The sequence below is a fragment of the Streptomyces sp. NPDC085931 genome (genome assembly GCF_044540565.1).
In the GTDB taxonomy this organism is placed as follows: Bacteria; Actinomycetota; Actinomycetes; order Streptomycetales; family Streptomycetaceae; genus Streptomyces.
Window position 1 is genome coordinate 296,255 of sequence record NZ_JBITSK010000001.1, and the last position, 18,922, is coordinate 315,176.

Below are 18,922 nucleotides of genomic sequence, written 5' to 3' on the forward strand. Positions count from 1 at the left end.
CGGGGCATCGCGCGATTCGCACTCCGGTGGGTGAGTCGCGGGGGCCACGGCCGCGCCGGTCAGACGGGGTGCCCGGCGACCCGGAGCGCGTGCACGAGGTCCCAGCGGCGCTCGTCGGACACGCCCGCGGCGGCCTCCAGCAGGAGCGGCACGAGGCGCTGCGGGTCGGGGCCGGCGCAGCGGGCGGCCTCTTCGGGGGTGCGGGCCGTGACGTAGGCGCCGAGCAACGCGCGCACCTCACGCAGCCGCCCCTCGTCGGCCAGCCCGAGGACGGCCCGGCCGATATCGCCGGGCGGGCGCGCGACGCCCTGCCGCAGCAGCTGCCGCGCGTCGCCCGTGCGCCCGGCCGCGGCCAGGGCGTCGGCGGCGGCGACCAGCCGCCCGGCGGGCAGCGAGGCGGCCTCCCAGAGCAGGGTCTGCCAGTCGGCGCCCAGGTCGGCACGATGCAGCGACTGCGCGAGCAGCGGGAACCGGGCGGGCTCCCAGGCGGCGGCCTCGACCAGCAGGGCGTGCGCCTCGCCGCTGCGCCCCTGGCCCCGCAGCCGCGCCAGCGTCTCGACGACCCGCGCGACCTCGTCCCGGTCGGCGTCCCCGGCCGCCGCGAGGTCCTCCCCGGCCGGACGCTCGACAACCACCTCCTCGGCGGCCCCGGCGAACCGGGCACCGCGGGGCGTGCGTCCGCCTGCCGGCGCGGCGGGCGCGGGCAGGGGCGGCACGACGGCGGGCGCCACGCCGGGTGTGACGTCCTCCTCGACGGCTCCGGCGAAGCGGGCACCGCCGCGCCGGCGTCTGCGCGCTCGGGGGGCAGCGGGTTGCGGGGTGCCCGGCGGCGGGGTGCTCGGCGGCGGGGAGTGGGCGGGCGCGGGCCGAGAAGCCGGACCGGGACCGGGTGCGGCCGGGGTGGCAGTCTGAATGCCGTACGGCTCCGGAGCGGCCGGAACGGTGAACGCGTCCGAGGCGGCCGGAGCAGGGGCCGGAGCAGTGAACGCGTCCGGAGCGGCCGAGGCAGGAGCCGGAACGGTGTACGCGTCCGGCGCGACCGGGGCGGCCCGAACGCCGTACAACTCCGAAGCGGCCGGGGCGGCGGCCGGAACGGTGAACGCGTCCGAGGCGGCCGGAGCGGCCCCAACGCCGTACGACTGCGAAGCGGCCGGAGCGGCAGTCCGAGCAGTGAACGCGTCCGGCGCTTCGAGAGGGGCGGAGACGCTCACGCCTCCCGCGGCGGCGTCCCGTGGTTCGGTCCCGCTCGCCGTACGCTGCCGGGTCAGACGCCCACCCTCGGGGCCACCGGCGCCGTCGCGAGCCGTGCCCCCGGGCCCGGACACCGCCCTCCCGTCGCCCGGAGCACCGCGCCCAGCCACGGGCACCCCAGCCCCGGACACCGTCCTGCCGCCGTCCCCACGGTCCTGTCCGGCCCCGTCGGCGCCGTGCGGACCGGCGGTCTCGCCCCACTCCCCCTCGGGTGCCCGCGGCCCGCGACGGTCGGCGCAGGACATCCGGGTCCGCAGTTCCGCGCACCGCGCGGTCGCGCGTGCGTGGTCGTCGCGGGCCCAGGCCAGGTCCCGGCGGAGGGCGTCCGCCCGGTCGCGCGTGGTGGCCGAGGTCAGCTGGCGGGCCAGGGAGGCCTGGCGTTCCGCGGCGAACTTCTGTTCGCGGAGCATGACGTCGAGACGGTCGTCCAGCGCCTCGCGGCCACCCGGCCGGCTGTCGTACGCGGCGAGCGCGGCGGCGTGCAGGAAGCGGGCGTGTTCGGTCTCCGGGCCGGCGCGTCCCGGGCCGTACCGCACGGCCAGGTCCCCCAGCAGGGACTCCACCACGTCCCAGGGCGGCACCTCGCGCCCGTCGAGACAGGCACGCATGCCCTCCGCATCCCGCTGCCAGAACACCGCGCACCAGCCGCCGGACGCGTCGAGGCGCGCCAGGAGACCGTCCAGGTAGTTCGCGAACTCCCGCACCGCGGCCGGGAGTTGATCCGCCGTCATCGCTCAACTCCCGCCGACCGGAGCACTCCGCCCCGTAGGCAACACCAGTCGTGTTACAGCGGTGCTACGGGGAGTTTTCCCCCGCGGAGCGGGCGCCTGCGGGGGCCGGTCAGAGCGGCACGAGCACGCACTGCCCGGCCAGGTCGTCCATCGACAGACCGAGCGCGCCGGCCAGCGCGGCCACCGTGAAGAAGGCCGGGGTCGGGGCTCGGCCGGTCTCGATCTTGCGGAGGGTCTCGGCGGAGATGCCCGCGCTCGCCGCGACCTCGGTCATGCTCCGGTCGCCGCGCGCCTCGCGCAGCAGCTTGCCCAGCCGCTCGCCGCGTTCGCGCTCTTCGGGGGTGAGAGGGGTGCGCACCATGCCCCCATTCTAATACCGGTATAGTAATTGGCATGGTGGAGCTCAAGACAGACACATCGATCGATGCCATGTACGAGGCGGGACAGGTCGTCGCCCGCGCGCTGACGGCCGCGCAGAAGGCCGCCGACGTGGGCGTCTCCCTGCTGGAACTGGACGAGGTGGCACACGACGTACTGCGCGAGGCGGGCGCGACCTCGCCCTTCCTCGGGTACCGGCCGTCCTTCGCGCCGACCCCCTTCCCCGCCGTCCTGTGCGTGTCGGTGAACGACGCGATCGTGCACGGCATCCCGACCCGCTACCGGCTGCGCGACGGCGACCTCGTGTCCATCGACTTCGGCGCCGAACTGGGCGGCTGGGTCGGCGACTCCGCGCTGAGCTTCGTCGTCGGCACCCCGCGCGAGGCGGATCTGCGCCTGATCGAGACCGCCGAGCGGGCCCTCGCGGCCGGCATCGAGGCGGCCGTCGTCGGCAACCGCATCGGCGACATCGCCCACGCGATCGGCACGGTCTGCCGCTCCGCCGGCTACGGCATCCCCGACGGCTTCGGCGGCCACGGCATCGGCCGCCGGATGCACGAGGACCCGGGGGTGCCGAACGAGGGGCGTCCGGGACGCGGCATGCGGCTGCGGCACGGCATGGTGCTGGCGATCGAGCCCATGGTCGTCGCGGGCGGCACGGACGACTACCACGCGGCCCCCGACGGCTGGACCCTGAAGACCAATGACGGATCGCGCGCGGCCCACGCCGAGCACACGGTGGCGATCACGGACGCGGGCCCGCGGATCCTGACCGCACGCTGACCTCCGCCGGCCCCTGCCCCGACATGTCCCGAAGGTGCCCCTTGCCGGCGATCGTGCGAAGGTGTTCTACGAGCGCGCCCCAGGTGTAACGGGCTGCCACCCGGGTTACCCGACCCCGGCACGTCGACCAGCGAGGGCGTCCCCCGCCCGGGCGCCGGGGACGCCGGGAACGGAAGGCCCATGAGCAGCGGCTTCAGCAGCCCGGAGGGCTACGGCTCGGACCCCTTCGGAGAATTCCTCGCACGCTTCTTCGGCGGACCGCGTCCCGGTCCCCGGCAGATCGACCTGGGCCGGCTGCTCAGCCAGCCGGCCCGGGAACTCGTCCGCGGCGCCGCCCAGTACGCCGCCGAGCACGGCAGCCGGGACCTCGACACGCAACACCTGCTGCGGGCGGCGCTCGCCACGGAACCCACCCGGACGCTGCTGAGCAAGGCAGGCGCCGACCCGGACTCGCTGGCCTCCCAGATCGACGAACGCTCGGGCCCGGCCCAGCACTCCCCGGACGACGCGCCACCGCCGACCGCGCTCTCCCTCACCCCGGCCGCCAAGCGCGCCCTGCTCGACGCGCACGACATGGCCCGGGCCCGCGGCTACGGCTACATCGGCCCGGAGCACGTGCTCAGCGCGCTCGCCTCGAACCCGGACTCGGCCGCCGGGCACATCCTCAACGCGGCCCGCTTCGCGCCCTCCAGCCCGCCGGAGGCGCCCGAGGCACCCCAGGCCGAACGGCCGCGCGCGACGAACACGCCGACCCTCGACAAGTACGGCCGCGACCTCACCGACCTGGCCCGGCAGGGCCGGATCGACCCGGTGATCGGCCGGGACGAGGAGATCGAGCAGACCGTCGAGGTCCTGTCCCGGCGCGGCAAGAACAACCCGGTGCTGATCGGTGACGCGGGCGTCGGCAAGACAGCCATCGTGGAGGGCCTGGCCCAGCGCATCTCCGAGGGGGACGTGCCCGACGTGCTGACCGGGCGCCGGGTGGTCGCCCTGGACCTGACGGGTGTGGTCGCGGGGACCCGCTACCGGGGTGACTTCGAGGAGCGGATGAACACCATCGTCGGTGAGATCCGCGCCCACTCCGACCAGTTGATCATCTTCATCGACGAGCTGCACACGGTCGTGGGCGCCGGTGCCGGGGGCGGCGACGGCAGCTCCATGGACGCGGGCAACATCCTCAAGCCCGCCCTCGCGCGGGGCGAGCTGCACATCGTGGGCGCCACCACACTGGAGGAGTACCGCCGGATCGAGAAGGACGCGGCCCTGGCCCGCCGCTTCCAGCCCATCATGGTGCCGGAGCCGACCCCCGCCGACGCGATCGAGATCCTGCGCGGTCTGCGGGACCGCTACGAGGCCCACCACCAGGTCCGCTACACCGACGAGGCGCTGGTGGCGGCCGTGGAGCTGTCCGACCGCTATCTCACCGACCGCCGTCTGCCCGACAAGGCGATCGACCTGATCGACCAGGCCGGTGCCCGGGTGCGGCTGCGGGCGCGGACCAAGGGCACGGACGTGCGGGCCCTGGAGCGGGAGCTGGAGCAGCTGATCCGCGACAAGGACCAGGCCGTGGCGGACGAGCAGTACGAGCAGGCCAGCCAGTTGCGCGACCGGATCGTGGACGTCAAGCAGCGGATCACCGACGCCGGCGGCGACGGCGAGGTCGACGAGGGCCAGGACCTGGTGGTCGGCGCCGAGGCGATCGCCGAGGTGGTGTCCCGGCAGACGGGCATCCCGGTCAGCAGTCTCACGCAGGAGGAGAAGGACCGTCTGCTGGGCCTGGAGGAGCATCTGCACGAGCGGGTCGTCGGCCAGGACGAGGCCGTGCGGGTCGTCGCCGACGCGGTGCTGCGCTCGCGCGCCGGGCTCGCCGCCCCCGACCGCCCGATCGGCAGCTTCCTGTTCCTGGGCCCGACGGGCGTCGGCAAGACCGAGCTGGCCCGGGCCCTGGCGGAGGCGCTGTTCGGCAGCGAGGACCGCATGGTCCGCCTCGACATGAGCGAGTACCAGGAGCGCCACACGGTCAGCCGGCTGGTCGGCGCCCCGCCCGGTTACGTCGGCCACGAGGAGGCGGGCCAGCTCACCGAGGTCGTCCGCCGCCACCCGTACTCGCTGCTGCTGCTGGACGAGGTGGAGAAGGCCCACCCGGACGTCTTCAACATCCTGCTCCAGGTGCTCGACGACGGCCGGCTGACGGACTCCCAGGGCCGCACGGTGGACTTCACCAACACGGTCATCGTCATGACCAGCAACCTCGGCTCCGAGGCGATCACCCGCCGCGGCGGGTCCGTGGGCTTCGCCTCGGGTGGCGCCGACGCGGACGAGGAGGCCCGCCGCGAGCAGATCCTGCGCCCGCTGCGCGAGCACTTCCGCCCGGAGTTCCTCAACCGCATCGACGAGATCGTCGTCTTCCGCCAGCTCACCACCCAGCAGTTGCGCCGGATCACCGACCTGCTGCTGGAGCGCACCCGCTCGCTGGTCCGGAGCAAGGGCGTCACGGTCGACTTCACCGAGCGCGCGGTGGAATGGCTGGCCGACCACGGCTACCAGCCGGAGTACGGCGCCCGCCCGCTGCGCCGCACCATCCAGCGCGAGGTCGACAACGAACTGTCACGCCTGCTGCTGGACGGCAGGGTCGCGGAGGGCGGCCGGGTGACCGTGGACGTGCGGGACGGCCGGCTCGCGTTCGGTACCGCGCCCCGTTAGGGCGCGGGGACCCGCGCGACCGGCCCCCGCCGATCCGTACCCGGCACTCAACGCGCGGGCCGCACCACCATCGCCGACCCGCCGCCCCGCCGCACGGTCTCCGCGGCCGCCAGCCACTTGCCGCCGGGCAGCCGCTGCACGCCCGTGGCCGCTCCGATCTCCGGGTTCGCCTTGAACGAGTGACCGATGGCCTCCAGTTGCCGCCTCACGTCCGGGTCGAGCCCGGGTTCCAGCTCGGTCTGCGCGGCGTTGCGCTGGCTGGCCCGGGGCGCCGCGATCGCGTCGACGAGCGGCAGCCCCCGGTCGAGGAACCCGGTGAGGGTCTGCAGCACGGTCGTGATGATCGTCGCCCCGCCCGGCGAGCCCAGCGCCACCACCGGCCTGTCGTGCCGGTCGAGCACGATCGTCGGCGCCATGGAGGAGCGCGGCCGCTTGCCCGGCCCGGGCAGGTTCGGGTCGTGCACCGCGGGGTTCGCCGGGGTGAAGGAGAAGTCCGTCAGCTCGTTGTTGAGGAGGAAGCCACGGCCCGGCACGGTGATCCCGCTGCCGCCCGTCTGCTCGATGGTGAGGGTGTAGGACACGACGTTGCCCCACTTGTCGGCCACGGTCAGATGCGTGGTGCTGTCGCCCTCGTAGGTGGTGGGAGCGGCCGTGCCTCCGGCGTCGCAGGCCCGCGGGTGGCGCGGATCGCCGGGCGCCACGGGGCTGGTGAGCACCGCGTCGTCCCTGATGAGGCACGCGCGCGAGTCGGCGAACCGCTGCGACAGCAGTTCCTTCGTCGGCACGTCCTCGAACGCGGGGTCGCCCACCCAGCGGCCCCGGTCGGCGAACGCGATCCGGCTCGCCTCGATGAACCGGTGCAGATAGGCCGCCCGGCCGGCCTTCGACAGGTCGGTCCGCTCCAGGATGTTGAGCGCCTCGCCGACCGTCGTGCCACCGGAGGAGGACGGCGCCATGGAGTAGACGCCGAGGCCGCGGTACGAGGTCCGGCTGGGCGCCTGGAGCCTGGTGCGGTAGGCGGCCAGGTCCCGCGGGGACAGGTCGCCGGGCCGGGCGTTCCAGCCGGAGCCGGGGTCCACCGGCGGCTTGTTCACCGTCTCGACGACCTCCCGGCCGAGCCGGCCGTGGTAGAGCTCGCCGACGCCCTTGCGCGCCAACTCCGCGTAGGTACGGGCGAGGTCGGGGTTCTTGAAGGTGGAGCCGACCTCCGGCAGCAGCCCGCCGGGCAGGAACAGCTCGGCGGTGTCCGGGAAGTGGCGGAAGCGAGCCTCGTTGGAGGCGGTCTGCGCGCGGAAGGTCTCGTCGACCGTGAAGCCGTCGCGGGCCAGGCGCTCGGCCGGCTTCAGGACGCTCGCGAGCCGCTTGCTGCCCCACCGGTCGAGGGCCGCCTGCCAGGTGGCGGGCGTGCCGGGCGTGCCGACGCTCAGGCCGCTGCTGACGGCCTCGGCGAAGGGAACGGGCTTGCCGTTCTCGACGAAGAGGTTCTCGTCGGCGCTCAAGGGGGCGGTCTCACGGCCGTCGATGGTGCGGACCGTGCGGGAGCGGGCGTCGTAGTAGACGAAGTAGCCGCCCCCGCCGATCCCGGCGGAGTAGGGCTCGGTGACGCCGAGGGCCGCGGCCGTGGCGACGGCCGCGTCGACGGCGTTGCCGCCCTTCTTCAGGACCTCGATACCGGCGGCGGAGGCGTCCGGGTCGACGCTGGAGACCGCGCCGCCGTAGCCGACCGCCAGGGGGGTCTTCTCTCCGCCGGGGCTCTGCGCGGCGGGTGGCGCCGCCGCCCCCACCGAAGCCACCACGGCGGCCGAGACCGCCAGGACCGTCAGATTCCGCGCGACAGGGCGACGCATCCGCACCTCCAGGCAAAGGCAGTCCGCGCAGCTTAATTCATCGCCATGGCCTCGTCAGGAGCACACCGAACGCGTGTCCGCCCGGACCGCTACCATGCGCGCCCATGAATGACGACGTGCGCAACATCGTCCTGGGCGTGATAGCGGCGGGCCTGAGCGCCGCGCTCGGCTGGGTGGCCCGCACCTTCCTGTACCGGCGCAGACTGCGCCGGAAGCAGGCGTTCTTCGGGCTGCCGGACAACTCCGAGTCCCTGCTGGTGGTGAACCGGGGCGCGGCGGGGCCGGAGTTCGCGGTGATGCGCTACGACGTGTTCGCGCTGCTCGAACTGGCCGCCCTGATCAAGGACTGCAACGCCCACGCCCAGATCCTCCCGCACGACACGGCGCGTCAGGGCTTCGGCGAGCGCACCGAGTTCTGCGTCGGCGGCCCGGCGTCCAACCGGCGGATGGCGGCCCACCTGTCCTCGCTGCTGCCGGGTGTGCGGGTCAACGTGGACGCCGAACCGGGTCCGGACCGGTGGTCGTTCCTGGTGGGCGCGGAGCGCTACCGCGTGGAGCACGGCCGGGAGGAGTACGCGCTGCTGGCCCGCCTCACCGCGGACCGCACCCACGACATCCGCCCGGTCTTCCTCTTCTGCGGCCAGACGTCGATCGCCAACCAGGCCGCCACCCGCTATCTCGCGCGCAACCACGAGCGGCTGACCCGCAGGTACGGCAAGGGCTCGTTCGTGCTGCTGCTGAAGGTGATCAACTCGCAGGCGTACGGGCCGGACGTCGTCGAGCTCGTGGCGGACGTGACGCGCGCGGCGCAGACCGCGCTGCCCGCCCCCTCGGGAGCGGCACCACGCAACACACACCGCGCCTCCTGACGTCCTCCACGGATCAACAATCGTTACCGGCGCGTAACTTACCGACGGGTTACCCCCGGTAAGGGGGCGCGGTTACCGTTCGGTCACTTTGCACTGACACGAGTGAGGAGTGACCCGTGGGACCCCACCGCAAGGCCCTGCGCACCACCGCCGTAGGCGCCGTCTCGGCGACCCTGGTCGCCGGAACCGCCCTCGGAATCGCCCCCACCGCCCAGGCGGCACCGCACCCCGTCCGCTTCGTCGACATCAGCGGGGACGGCGGCACCGTCCTCAAGGCCAACGTCGTCACCCCGGCCGGCGCCGACGGCACGCGCCGCTACCCGCTGCTCGTCCTGCCCACCAGCTGGGGCCTGCCCCAGATCGAGTACCTCGCCCAGGCCCAGAAGCTCGCCGACTCCGGGTACGTCGTCGTCACCTACAACGTGCGCGGCTTCTGGCAGTCGGGCGGCGAGATCGAGGTGGCGGGCCCGCCCGACGTCGCCGACGCCTCGAAGGTCATCGACTGGGCGCTCGCGCACACCCCCTCCGACGCCGGACGCGTCGGCATGGCGGGCGTCTCCTACGGCGCCGGCATCAGCCTGCTCACCGCCGCGCACGACCGGCGCGTCAGAGCCGTCGCCTCGCTGAGCGGCTGGGCCGACCTGATCGGCTCGATCTACGCCGGGCGCACCCAGCACGTCCAGGCGGCCGCCCTGCTGGACGGCGCGAGCATCGTCACGGGCCGCCAGGGCGCCGAACTCCGCCAGGTCTTCGACGACTTCTACGGCTCCGTCCTGGCGAAGGAGCCGGAACTCATCGCCTGGGGGAAGAAACGTTCTGCCACGACGTACGTCGACCGGATCAACGACAACGGCACGGCGGTCCTGCTCACCAACGCCTGGGGCGACTCGATCTTCCCGCCCAACCAGTACGCCGACTTCTACGAGAAGCTGACCGGCCCCAAGCGGCTGGAGATGCGGCCCGGCGACCACGCCACCGCCGAGCTGACCGGTCTGTTCGGGCTGCCCAACGACGTGTGGAAGGACACCGAGCGCTGGTTCGACCACCACCTGCGGGGCGTGGACAACGGCATCGACCGCGAGCAGCCCGTCCAGCTCAAGTCCCGCGCCGCGGGCGGCTACGAGGGCTACCCGGACTGGAAGTCGGTCGGGGCGGACGAGCGGAAGATCACCCTCGCGGGCTCCAGGACCATCCACACGAACGTCAACTCGGGCGCGGACGGCGGAGTCGTCTTCCTCTCCAGCATCCTCGACCAGGTGGCCCAGCTGCCCCCGACGGCCTCGATCCCGCTGCTCCCCCGCCGCTGGGCCGCCGTGTGGCAGTCCGAGCCGTACGCCACGGCCCGGCAGGTGCGCGGCACGGCCCGGTTGCACACCACCCTCACCCCGACCGAGGAGAGCGGCACCCTCGTCGCCTACCTGTACGACGTGGGGCCGCTCGGCCTCGGCAAGCTGGTCTCCCACGCGCCGTACACCTTCCACGGGCGCACCCCCGGGAAGCCGTTCGGCGTCGACCTGGAGCTGTACTCCACGGCCTACGACGTCCCGGCCGGGCATCGCCTCGCCCTGGTCGTCGACACGGTCGACCCGCTCTACATCGAGCACAACCCGTCCGGCGCGCAGCTGACCTTCTCCTCGCCGGCGAACGACCCGTCGTACGTGTCGGTTCCGCTGCGCGAGCAGTGATCTCCGGCTGCCGCCGGACGGGCCTGGCCGATGTGAACCACCGCCCCCGTGGCCTGGTGCCGCGGGGGCCGCGCCCGGCGGGTGGCGCCCCGCGGACCGGGCGGGCGGTCTGTTCACCCCGAACGGATCGGCGGCCTGCGTGAAGTCCCCCTCTCCGACAGGGATGAAGGGCACATCGTAGTCGAGGTCCGACACGATGGGCCTTCCGGTGGCCGCCCGTTCAGTGCTTGAGGATCTTGGAGAGGAAGTCCTTGGCGCGGTCGCTGCTGGGGTTGGTGAAGAACTCGTCGGGCGTGCGGTCCTCGACGATCGCGCCGTCCGCCATGAAGACGACACGGTTGGCGGCGGAGCGGGCGAAGCCCATCTCGTGCGTGACCACGATCATCGTCATGCCCTCGCGGGCGAGCTGCCGCATGACCTCCAGCACCTCGTTGATCATCTCCGGGTCGAGGGCCGAGGTCGGCTCGTCGAAGAGCATCGCCTTGGGCTCCATGGCCAGGGCGCGGGCGATCGCCACGCGCTGCTGCTGACCGCCGGAGAGCTGGGCCGGGTACTTGTCGGCCTGGTCGGCCACCCCGACCCGGTCGAGGAGTTCCCGGGAGCGCTTGTCCGCGTCCTCCTTCTTGCGCCCGCGCACCTTGACCTGCCCCAGCGAGAGGTTCTGCAGGACGGTCTTGTGGGCGAAGAGGTTGAACGCCTGGAAGACCATGCCGACGTCGGCGCGCACCCGGGCCAGCGGCTTGCCCTCCTCCGGCAGCGGCTGCCCGTCGATGACGATCTCCCCGGACTCGATGGTCTCCAGCCGGTTGATCGCCCGGCACAGGGTGGACTTGCCCGACCCGGACGGGCCGATGACCACGACCACCTCCCCCCGGCCGACGGTGAGGTTGATGTCCTTCAGGACGTGCAGGTCACCGAAGTGCTTGTTGACGTCACGCAGCTCGATCAGCGGATCGACGGCCATACTCAGCCCTACTCACTCTCAGCTGTGTGGTGGTTGCCGCAACGTATCCAGGCTCGATCGGATGCGTCGGGCGACACGCACTTTTCGATCATTAGCCGTATTTACGGCGCATTTTGGGCCATGGTTTCCGGCCTGCGGGCTCAGGACTCGGCGACTTCGGCGTACAGCTGGGACAGTTCGGGCACTCCGTGCGCGGCCCACGCGTGGCCGGAGTCCACGACGTCGAACTCCCGGCCGGAGGTGAGCCGTACGACGGGCTGCCCGTCGGACCGGATCTCCCAGGCGGCGCCGGGCACGGTGCGCACGATCACGGTGCCCAGGTAGAGCCCGGCGTCGTTGCCGAGCCAGGTCAGGGTCTCCTCGTCGTCCCGCCAGCGCGGGACGAGCTGGTCGAGCGCCTCCAGGGAGGCCGCCGAGTCGTCCAGCCGGACCCCCTCCCGGGACGCCTGGGAGCGGAGCAGTTCGCACTCGGCGAGGAGGTCCGCGATGCCCGCCGGATCGGGGAACCCCACCTTCTGGCGCCGGTGGCCCAGGAAAGGGATGTTCATATCTCCAGCGTGTCATTCGTACCGCCGTATGCACCACAGGGCGCGCGGACCGGAGTGCGGTGGCCGAGTTCACGCCGCGTTCGTGCGGCGCTCGTTGACGAGTTCCCGGCGTCTCCCTAACGTCACCAGGCGTCCTGCGTACCGGCTGTCGTCGAGTCGTGTGTTCCGTTGCCGCCCGGTGCGGTGTCGCGTCGTGTCCCGATGAGCGGGAGGAGTCGGCCGTGCGCCGATGCGTCCGGGGGATCCTGGTCGTCCTGGCCCTGTGCGGGTCGCTGGTTCCGACGACGGCGGCGGCCGAGGCCGCCCAAGGGAGGCGTGCCGCGCCGCTGCCACTGGAGCGGCTGTTCGACAACATCGCCGTCAGCGACGACGACCGGCCCGGGCAGGCCGACTTCGACGGCTCCGGGGCCTCCCTGTCGGCGCGCGACCTCACGGCAGCCGGCTGGACGCCCGGCCGCGTCCTCACCCTGCAGGGCGCCCGGCTGACCTGGCCGAACCGGCGGCCCGGTGAGCCGGACAACGTCCGCGCCGCCGGGCAGGACGTCCGGGTCACGGGGCGCGGCGACGCCCTCGCCTTCCTGGTGGCGGGCACCAATGGCGCCGAGGCGGGCGGCGCGGGCACGGTCCGCTACGCGGACGGCACCCGCTCCGCGTACCGGCTGACCGCGCCCGACTGGCGCAGCGGGCCGCTCGCCACGAAGGCCGTGGCCCTGCCGCACATCAACACGCCCGGCGGCCAACTGGCCGAGCGCGCCCGGCTGTACGCCGTGACGGTGCCGCTGGCGCCGGGGCGCGCGATCGCCTCGGTGCGGCTGCCGGACGCGGCCGGGCTGCACGTCTTCGCCCTGTCGGTACGGTCCGCGACGGCGGGGTGGACGGGCAGCTGGACCACGTCCACGGGCGGCTACGCCGCCGTCGGGCCGTGGACGGACCGCACGCTGCGGCTGGTGGTGCACACCTCGGCCGGCGGGCCCCGGGTGCGGGTCCGGTTCGACAACACCTTCGCGTCCGCGCCGGTGCGGATCGGGGTCGCGACGGTGGCCGTGCGCGCGTCGGGTGCGGCCGCGCGGGGCACTCCGGTGCCGCTGTCGTTCGGCGGGGCGGCGGGCGTGGAGGTCCCGGCCGGGACGCAGGCGTACAGCGACCCCCTCGGCTTCGACGTACCGGCCGGCACCGACCTGCTGGTGAGCTTCCACCTGCCCGGCACGGTCACGGCGGCACCGGTGCACCGGCTCGCGCAGCAGCGCTCCTACGTCAGCGAGCCCGGCGATCACGCGGCGGACGGCTCGGCCGGCCCGTACACGTCGGTGATCACCGCCTGGCCGCTGCTGGCCGGGGTCGACGTGGGCGGCGGGCCGGGGTCCGTGGTCCTGCTCGGGGACTCGATCACCGACGGCGACAAGTCGACGGCGGACGCCAACCGGCGCTGGCCGGACGTCCTGGCCGGCCGTCTCCTCAGCCAGAGCGCCGTCCCGCGCTACGGCGTGCTGAACCAGGGCGTCTCGGGCAACCGGGTCGTCACCGACCGGTACCCCGGCGACGGGGTGTCCACGGACACGGCCGGGGTGAGCGCCCTGCACCGCTTCGACCGGGACGTGCTCGCCCAGACGTCGGCGCGCACGGCGGTCGTCTTCCAGGGCGTCAACGACCTGCGGTGGGACACCTCCGCCGAGCAGGTGATCGCGGGCCTGCGGGAACTCGCGGCGCGGGGGCACGCCCGGGGGGTGCGGATGCTCGCCGCGACGATCCTGCCCTGCGCGGGCGAGGCGCGGTGCACCGCCGCCGTGGACACCGCACGCCGGGCCGTGAACGCCTGGATCCGGGACGGCGGGGCCTTCGACGGCGTGCTCGACTTCGACGCCGTCGCCCGGGACCCGCAGCAGCCCGCACGCCTGCTGCCCGCCTACGACAGCGGAGACCATCTGCATCCGGGCGACGCGGGCCTGGCGGCCCTGGCGGACTCGGTGGACCTGCGGCTGCTGGCGCCCTAGACGTCCAGGTCGACGACGACCGGGGCGTGGTCCGAGGCGCCCTTGCCCTTGCGCTCCTCGCGGTCCACGTACGCGTCCTTCACGGCCTGCGCGAACGGCTGGTTGCCGTACACCAGGTCGATGCGCATGCCGCGGTTCTTCGGGAAGCAGAGCTGGCGGTAGTCCCAGTACGTGAACGGGTGCTCGTACTTCAGCGGCCGGGGGACCACGTCCGACAGGCCCGTCTCGCGCAGGGAGGCCAGGGCGGCGCGCTCGGCGGGCGTGACGTGCGTGGAGCCCTCGAAGAAGGCGGGGTCGAAGACGTCGTCGTCGGTCGGCGCCACGTTGTAGTCGCCCATCACCGCGAAGGGCCGGCTGCCGGCCGCGTCACCAGCGACGGCGGCCTTGAGGGCCTCGAACCACCGCAGCTTGTAGGCGTAGTGGGGGTGGTCCACCTCGCGGCCGTTGGGCACGTAGACCGACCAGACGCGGACCGGGCCGCAGGTCGCCGAGATCGCGCGCGGCTCCACCGAGCCGTCGAAGCCCGGGTCGCCGGGCAGGCCCTTGACGACGTCCTCGATGCCGACGCGGGAGAGCACCGCCACGCCGTTCCACCGGCCCGTGGCGTGCACCGCCGACTCGTAGCCCAGCTCGCGCAGCTGCTCCGCCGGGAACTGCTCCTCGGCGACCTTGGCCTCCTGGAGGCACAGCACGTCCGTGCCGCTGCTCTCCAGCCAGGCCAGGAGCCTCGGCAGGCGGGCGGTGATCGAGTTCACGTTCCAGGTCGCGATGCGCATGCCTCACAACCTACCCGGAGGGTGTGACAACGCGGCCCGCCCCCGCACGGCCTCAGACCTCGGCGGATTCGCCCGGCGTCAGCCGCAGGTGCTCCGAGCCGCCGAGCTGCCCGATCTGGCGGTCGTAGACGGGGCGGGCCAGGTCGGTGAGGAGTGCGTCGTGGATGTCGTAGGCGCGGCGCGGCCTCACCTCGCGGACGTAGTCGATGACCTCGGAGATCTTGCTCCAGGGGGCCATGACGGGCAGCATCAGCGTCTCGACGGGCCGGCCGGGGACCGTGAGGGCGTCGCCCGGGTGGAAGACCTTGCCGCCGTCGACGAGGTAGCCGACGTTGGTGATGCGCGGGATGTCCGGGTGGATCACGGCGTGCAGCTCGCCGTGGACCTGGACGTCGAAGCCGGCGGCGGTGAAGGCGTCGCCGTGGCCGACGGTGTGGACGCGGCCGGGGAAGGCGGCGGAGATCTTCTCCGCGACCGACTTCAGCGTCCAGATCTCGGCGGCCGGGTTGTCCTCCATCGCGGCGCGCAGCCGGGACTCGTCGAAGTGGTCGGGGTGCTCGTGGGTGACGAGAATCGCGTCCGCGCCGAGCGCGGCGTCCTCCTCGGTGAAGACGCCGGGATCCAGGACCAGGGTCCGGCCGTCCTTCTCCAGGCGGACACAGGCGTGCGACTTCTTCGTGAGTTTCATGGTTCCCATCCTGCCTCCGGGGCGCGTGGCGGACTCACTCCTGGGGGGTGGTCTCCTCGCGGACGACCTGCTGGGCCACCTTGAAGGCGCTGTTCGCCGCGGGCACGCCGCAGTAGACGGCCGCCTGCAGCAGCACCTCCTTGATCTCGCCGGGGGTGAGGCCGTTGCGCAGGGCGGCTCTGGTGTGGAAGGCCAGCTCGTCCAGGTGCCCGCCGGCGACCAGGGCGGTGAGGGTGACGCAGCTGCGGGTGCGCCGGTCGAGACCGGGGCGGTCCCAGACCTCGCCCCAGGCGTAGCGGGTGATGAACTCCTGGAAGTCCCCCGAGAACTCGTCGGCCTGCGCCAGCGCCCGGTCCACGTGGGCGTCGCCGAGCACCTCGCGGCGGACCTTGATCCCGGCGTCGTACGGGTCGGGCCGCCCCTGCCCCTGGGGTGGTGCGGCCACCGGGGCGATCTCGGCGACGGGGCCGGTCTGCGGCGGCTGCGGCGGGGCCGGGGACGGAGCGGGCTTGAGCGCGGCGGCGGGCAGGGCGGTCTGGCCGGTGGAGGTCTCGAAGGCGGGCTGCCAGGCGGTGGAGAAGTGCCGCACGAGCAGGTCGGTGACGGCGGCGGGCTGCTCCACGGGCACCAGGTGCGAGGCCCCGGGGACGACGGCGAGGCGGGCGTCCGGGATGCCGGCGACCAGCGTGCGGGCCTCGGCGGGGCCGGTGACCTGGTCGTCCGAGCCGACGAGGACCAGGGTGGGGACGCCGACGCGCCCGAGCTCGGGGCGCACGTCGAAGGAGGCGAGCGCCTCGCAGGCGGCGATGTAGCAGCCGGGGTCGGTGGTGCGCACCATCTGCACGGCCCACTCCGTGATGGCGGGCTGAGCGGCGGCGAACCCGCCGGTGAACCAGCGTTCCGGCGCGGTCCTGGCGATGGGGTCGAGACCGTTGGTCCGCACGATCACGCCGCGCTGCCGGAACTCGTCGGCCGTACCGAAGCGCGGGGACGCCGCGATCAGCGCGAGCGAGGCCAGCCGCTCGGGGTGGCGCAGGGCCAGCTCGATCCCGACGGCACCGCCCAGCGCGCAGCCCGCGTAGCCGAAGCGGTGCACGCCGAGCGCTTCCAGGGTGGCCAGCAGCCGTGTGGTGAGGTCGGTGACGGAACCGGCCGGATAGGCGGGAGCGCCGCCGTGCCCCGGCAGATCGAACCGGAAGACCCGCCACTGCTTGGTCAGTTCGGGGACCTGGCGGTCCCACATGTGCCACGTGGTGCCCAGTGAGGGACCCAGGATCAGGACGGGAGCCTCTTCCGGCCCGTCAAAGCGGTATTGCAGGGTGTTCGACGGTGTCTCACTCACGCCCTAGACCTTCTCACGGAGGCGGGCGCCCGCTCGACGAGGGGGCCGAGCGCGGTGACCGGGCCGGTACGGCGGCGTCAGAGGTCGCCCGTCAGGCCGAGGCCGGTCAGGGCGCCGACCGGGTCCAGGTCGGGGGTGCCGCGTGGCCACCAGTCGTCGCGGCCCGGCTCGGATTCGTAGGCGTACCACAGTCCGTCGCGGCCGAGGCGGAGCTGGAGGTGGCCGTGGGGGTGCGTGAGGTGGTTGCGCCAGGGGCGGAAGGCGGGCAGGTCGGCGGCGAGGAGCAGGGGGCGGGCCCGGTCGAACCGGCCGGCCGGCGGGTCCCAGGGCTCCTCCAGCACGGCGAGGCCCTCGAGCCCGCCCTGCCGCCATGCGGCGACCGCCCGCGCCAGGTCGGCCGGCGTGCGGCCGGCCGCGGTGGCGAGGGAGGCGTAGAGGGCCCGGGTGCCGGCGGTGAGTCCCGAGCCGGGGCGGGCCGCGGCCAGGCGGACCGCGTCCTGCCAGAACGTCAGCTGCCCGACCGGGTCACGGCCGGTGGTCAGGAGGGCGTGGGCCCGGGCGGCGGCGTCCGTGGCCAGCTGGTCCAGGGCGAAGGGGTCCGGGCCACCGGGGGACGCCGGGTAGGCCGGGGGCTGTTCCGGGTGCGCGGGCGGGGGCAGGGGCGCGGGAAGGGGCGGCAGGGCGCGCGGCTGCAGCGCCTCCTTGGCCCGCACGCCGGGGAGCGGTGCGGGTTCCTTGTCCTGCGCGGCGCGCGCCGCGCGGGTGGCGCTCAGCCGGGACAGCGCGTCGAGCAGCTCCCGCTCGCCCCGGCCGCGCAGCAGGAGCAGCACGAAGGGGTCGGCGTCGAGCAGCCGAGCGGTCTGGTAGCACAGGGCGGCGGCGTGTTTGCAGGGGTGGCCGCGGTCGGGACAGCTGCAGCGGGGTTCCAGGTCGCCGGGGCCGGGCAGCAGGGGCACGCCGCCGTGGGCGAGCGACTGGGGCATCTCCTTGTCGAGGAGCGCCGCGATGTCTCCGGGCCGGTCGGCGGCGGCGTCCAGGAAGCGGTCCCAGTCGGAGTCGTCGAGGGTGCGCAGACGCACCTGCACGCGGTAGGGCCGGGGGCGGCTGCCCTGTACGTACGCCAGCACGAGGCCGGGCGTCACCGTGATGGCGTCCACGTGCCCCTGCTCGGCGTACCCGCGTCCGCGCTCCAGCCGCTTGACGTCCAGCGCGCCCCGCTCCAGCGCGGAGACCCAGGCGTTCCCCCACCAGCTCTCGGCGAACCGGTCACCCTCCCGGGGCGGGAAGGGCGGGAACGTCCGGCGCAGGTCACCGTCGCGGTCGGGGGCGGCCATGGAGCGGGGGGCGGTGGTGCGGGGACCCGTCCTTGCGGCAGTTGTGCGAGAGGTGGGTCCGGCGGCTGTGTGAGGGGGCGGCCCGACGGCTGTGCGGGAAGCGCCCGTTCCGGGAGTCCGGGCCGGCGCCGTGGCCGGGGGGACGGGAGCGCCGTCGGCGGCTCCGAGGGCACGTCCCGGAGCCGGATCCGCGTGCGGGGCCGGGTCTGCGTGCGGGTCGGGGTCCGTGTACGGGTCGGGGTCCGTGTACGGGTCGGGGGCCGCGTGCGTGTACGGGTCCGGGTCCGGGTCCGGGTCCGGGTCCGGGTCCGGCGAAGCGTCGGCCTCCGGAGCGGGGGCCGCATCCTGAGCGGGGGCCGCATCCGGAGCGTCGACCTCAGGGGTGACGGCCGAAGCCGGGGCGTCAACCGGGAGCGGGGCCAGGTGCCCCGGGCTCGCCGAAGCGCCGGTCTCCCGCGCGGGAGCCGGATCCGGGGCGTCGGCCTCAGGGGTGACGGCCGAGGCCGGAGCGTCGACCTCAGGGGTGACGGCCGAAGCCGGGGCGTCAACCGGGAGCGGGGCCAGGCGCCCCGGGCTCGCCGAAGCGCCGGTCTCCCGCGCGGGAGCCGGATCCGGAGTGTCGGCCTCGGGCGTGGCGGCCGAGGCCGGGGCCAGGGGTGGAGTAGGCGGAGCACCGGCCTCCGCCGTGTCGGCCCGGTGCGTCGTAGCGCCGGGCTCGGCCGTTCGGGACGCCCGGCCTGTCGTCGGCGGGTGCCCGCGGTCGGGGTCCTGAGCCGCACCCCGAGGGGTCCTTCGGCTCACGGTCTCGGGCGCCGCTGCCGGCGGCTCCGGCTGTGGTGCCGGGTGCTCCGTCGCCTCCTCGGCGTCCGGTGCCGCCGGAGCGTGGCCGTGCGCTGCGTCGGGCATGCGCGCAGGCGCGGTGTCCTGCCCCGTCCCCTCGACGCGGTCGGAGGACGCCTCCCCCGGCTCCCCCAGTTCGTCCGGCATCCGGAACGCGTCCGACAGCAGCCGCCGCACGTCAGCGGCCGCGCC

General features: G+C 74.3%; 14 protein-coding genes. 5 read left to right on the top strand and 9 right to left on the bottom strand.

The features are described 5' to 3' along the window. Positions 1-59: 59 nt before the first annotated feature. Together ACIGAN_RS01245 and ACIGAN_RS01250 are read right to left on the bottom strand one after the other, a co-directional pair. A complete protein-coding gene (locus ACIGAN_RS01245) occupies positions 60-1,982 on the bottom strand; it encodes a hypothetical protein (protein WP_399854370.1) in 1,923 nt (640 codons plus the stop codon). A gap of 109 nt (positions 1,983-2,091) precedes the next feature. Further along, entirely contained in the window at positions 2,092-2,343 is a 252-nt protein-coding gene (locus ACIGAN_RS01250; protein WP_351349502.1) for a helix-turn-helix domain-containing protein, read from the bottom strand. A gap of 32 nt (positions 2,344-2,375) precedes the next feature. Here ACIGAN_RS01250 and map point away from each other — a divergent pair, with 32 nt between their 5' ends. Together map and ACIGAN_RS01260 are read left to right on the top strand one after the other, a co-directional pair. Beyond that, entirely contained in the window at positions 2,376-3,143 is a 768-nt protein-coding gene (map, locus tag ACIGAN_RS01255; RefSeq protein WP_365087066.1) for a type I methionyl aminopeptidase, read from the top strand. 180 nt (positions 3,144-3,323) lie between these two features. Continuing rightward, entirely contained in the window at positions 3,324-5,846 is a 2,523-nt protein-coding gene (locus ACIGAN_RS01260) for an ATP-dependent Clp protease ATP-binding subunit (RefSeq protein WP_399854371.1), read from the top strand. A gap of 47 nt (positions 5,847-5,893) precedes the next feature. Here ACIGAN_RS01260 and ggt read toward each other — a convergent pair whose 3' ends face one another. Beyond that, complete coding sequence (gene ggt / locus ACIGAN_RS01265; protein ID WP_399854372.1) at positions 5,894-7,693, bottom strand: gamma-glutamyltransferase; 1,800 nt, start codon at positions 7,691-7,693, stop codon at positions 5,894-5,896. Positions 7,694-7,797: 104 nt separating this feature from the next. On the opposite strand from ggt, the gene ACIGAN_RS01270 reads away from it, so the two are divergent. Both ACIGAN_RS01270 and ACIGAN_RS01275 read left to right on the top strand, forming a co-directional pair. Then, complete coding sequence (locus tag ACIGAN_RS01270) at positions 7,798-8,562, top strand: hypothetical protein (protein ID WP_399854373.1); 765 nt, start codon at positions 7,798-7,800, stop codon at positions 8,560-8,562. Between the two features lie 116 nt (positions 8,563-8,678). After that, entirely contained in the window at positions 8,679-10,247 is a 1,569-nt protein-coding gene (locus ACIGAN_RS01275) for an alpha/beta fold hydrolase (protein ID WP_399854374.1), read from the top strand. 220 nt (positions 10,248-10,467) lie between these two features. Here ACIGAN_RS01275 and ACIGAN_RS01280 read toward each other — a convergent pair whose 3' ends face one another. Both ACIGAN_RS01280 and ACIGAN_RS01285 read right to left on the bottom strand, forming a co-directional pair. Further along, positions 10,468-11,211 carry an amino acid ABC transporter ATP-binding protein gene (locus ACIGAN_RS01280; RefSeq protein ID WP_365739677.1) on the bottom strand — a complete coding sequence of 248 codons (744 nt, stop codon included), beginning with the start codon at positions 11,209-11,211 and terminating at the stop codon, positions 10,468-10,470. A 140-nt stretch (positions 11,212-11,351) separates the two neighbouring features. Further along, positions 11,352-11,759, bottom strand: coding sequence for a DUF6278 family protein (locus ACIGAN_RS01285; protein WP_365099034.1), 408 nt, complete (start codon positions 11,757-11,759; stop codon positions 11,352-11,354). 221 nt (positions 11,760-11,980) lie between these two features. Between ACIGAN_RS01285 and ACIGAN_RS01290 the strand changes: the two genes are divergently transcribed. Then, positions 11,981-13,750, top strand: a complete 1,770-nt coding sequence (locus tag ACIGAN_RS01290; protein ID WP_399854375.1) for an SGNH/GDSL hydrolase family protein — start codon at positions 11,981-11,983, stop codon at positions 13,748-13,750. Here the strand turns inward: ACIGAN_RS01290 and ACIGAN_RS01295 are convergent. The 4 genes from ACIGAN_RS01295 to ACIGAN_RS01310 all read right to left on the bottom strand — a co-directional run bounded on the left by ACIGAN_RS01295 (position 13,747) and on the right by ACIGAN_RS01310 (position 18,796). Beyond that, complete coding sequence (locus ACIGAN_RS01295) at positions 13,747-14,526, bottom strand: exodeoxyribonuclease III (RefSeq protein ID WP_365739681.1); 780 nt, start codon at positions 14,524-14,526, stop codon at positions 13,747-13,749. The two genes, ACIGAN_RS01290 and ACIGAN_RS01295, sit on opposite strands and share 4 nt — an antisense overlap. Before the next feature lie 52 nt (positions 14,527-14,578). Then, entirely contained in the window at positions 14,579-15,214 is a 636-nt protein-coding gene (locus tag ACIGAN_RS01300) for an MBL fold metallo-hydrolase (RefSeq protein WP_365099036.1), read from the bottom strand. A gap of 34 nt (positions 15,215-15,248) precedes the next feature. Further along, entirely contained in the window at positions 15,249-16,556 is a 1,308-nt protein-coding gene (pcaC, locus tag ACIGAN_RS01305) for a bifunctional 3-oxoadipate enol-lactonase/4-carboxymuconolactone decarboxylase PcaDC (RefSeq protein WP_399854376.1), read from the bottom strand. A gap of 77 nt (positions 16,557-16,633) precedes the next feature. Beyond that, the gene (locus ACIGAN_RS01310) at positions 16,634-18,796 is read right to left on the bottom strand and encodes an SWIM zinc finger family protein (protein WP_399854619.1); all 2,163 of its coding nucleotides are present in this window, start codon (positions 18,794-18,796) and stop codon (positions 16,634-16,636) included. Positions 18,797-18,922 lie beyond the last annotated feature (126 nt).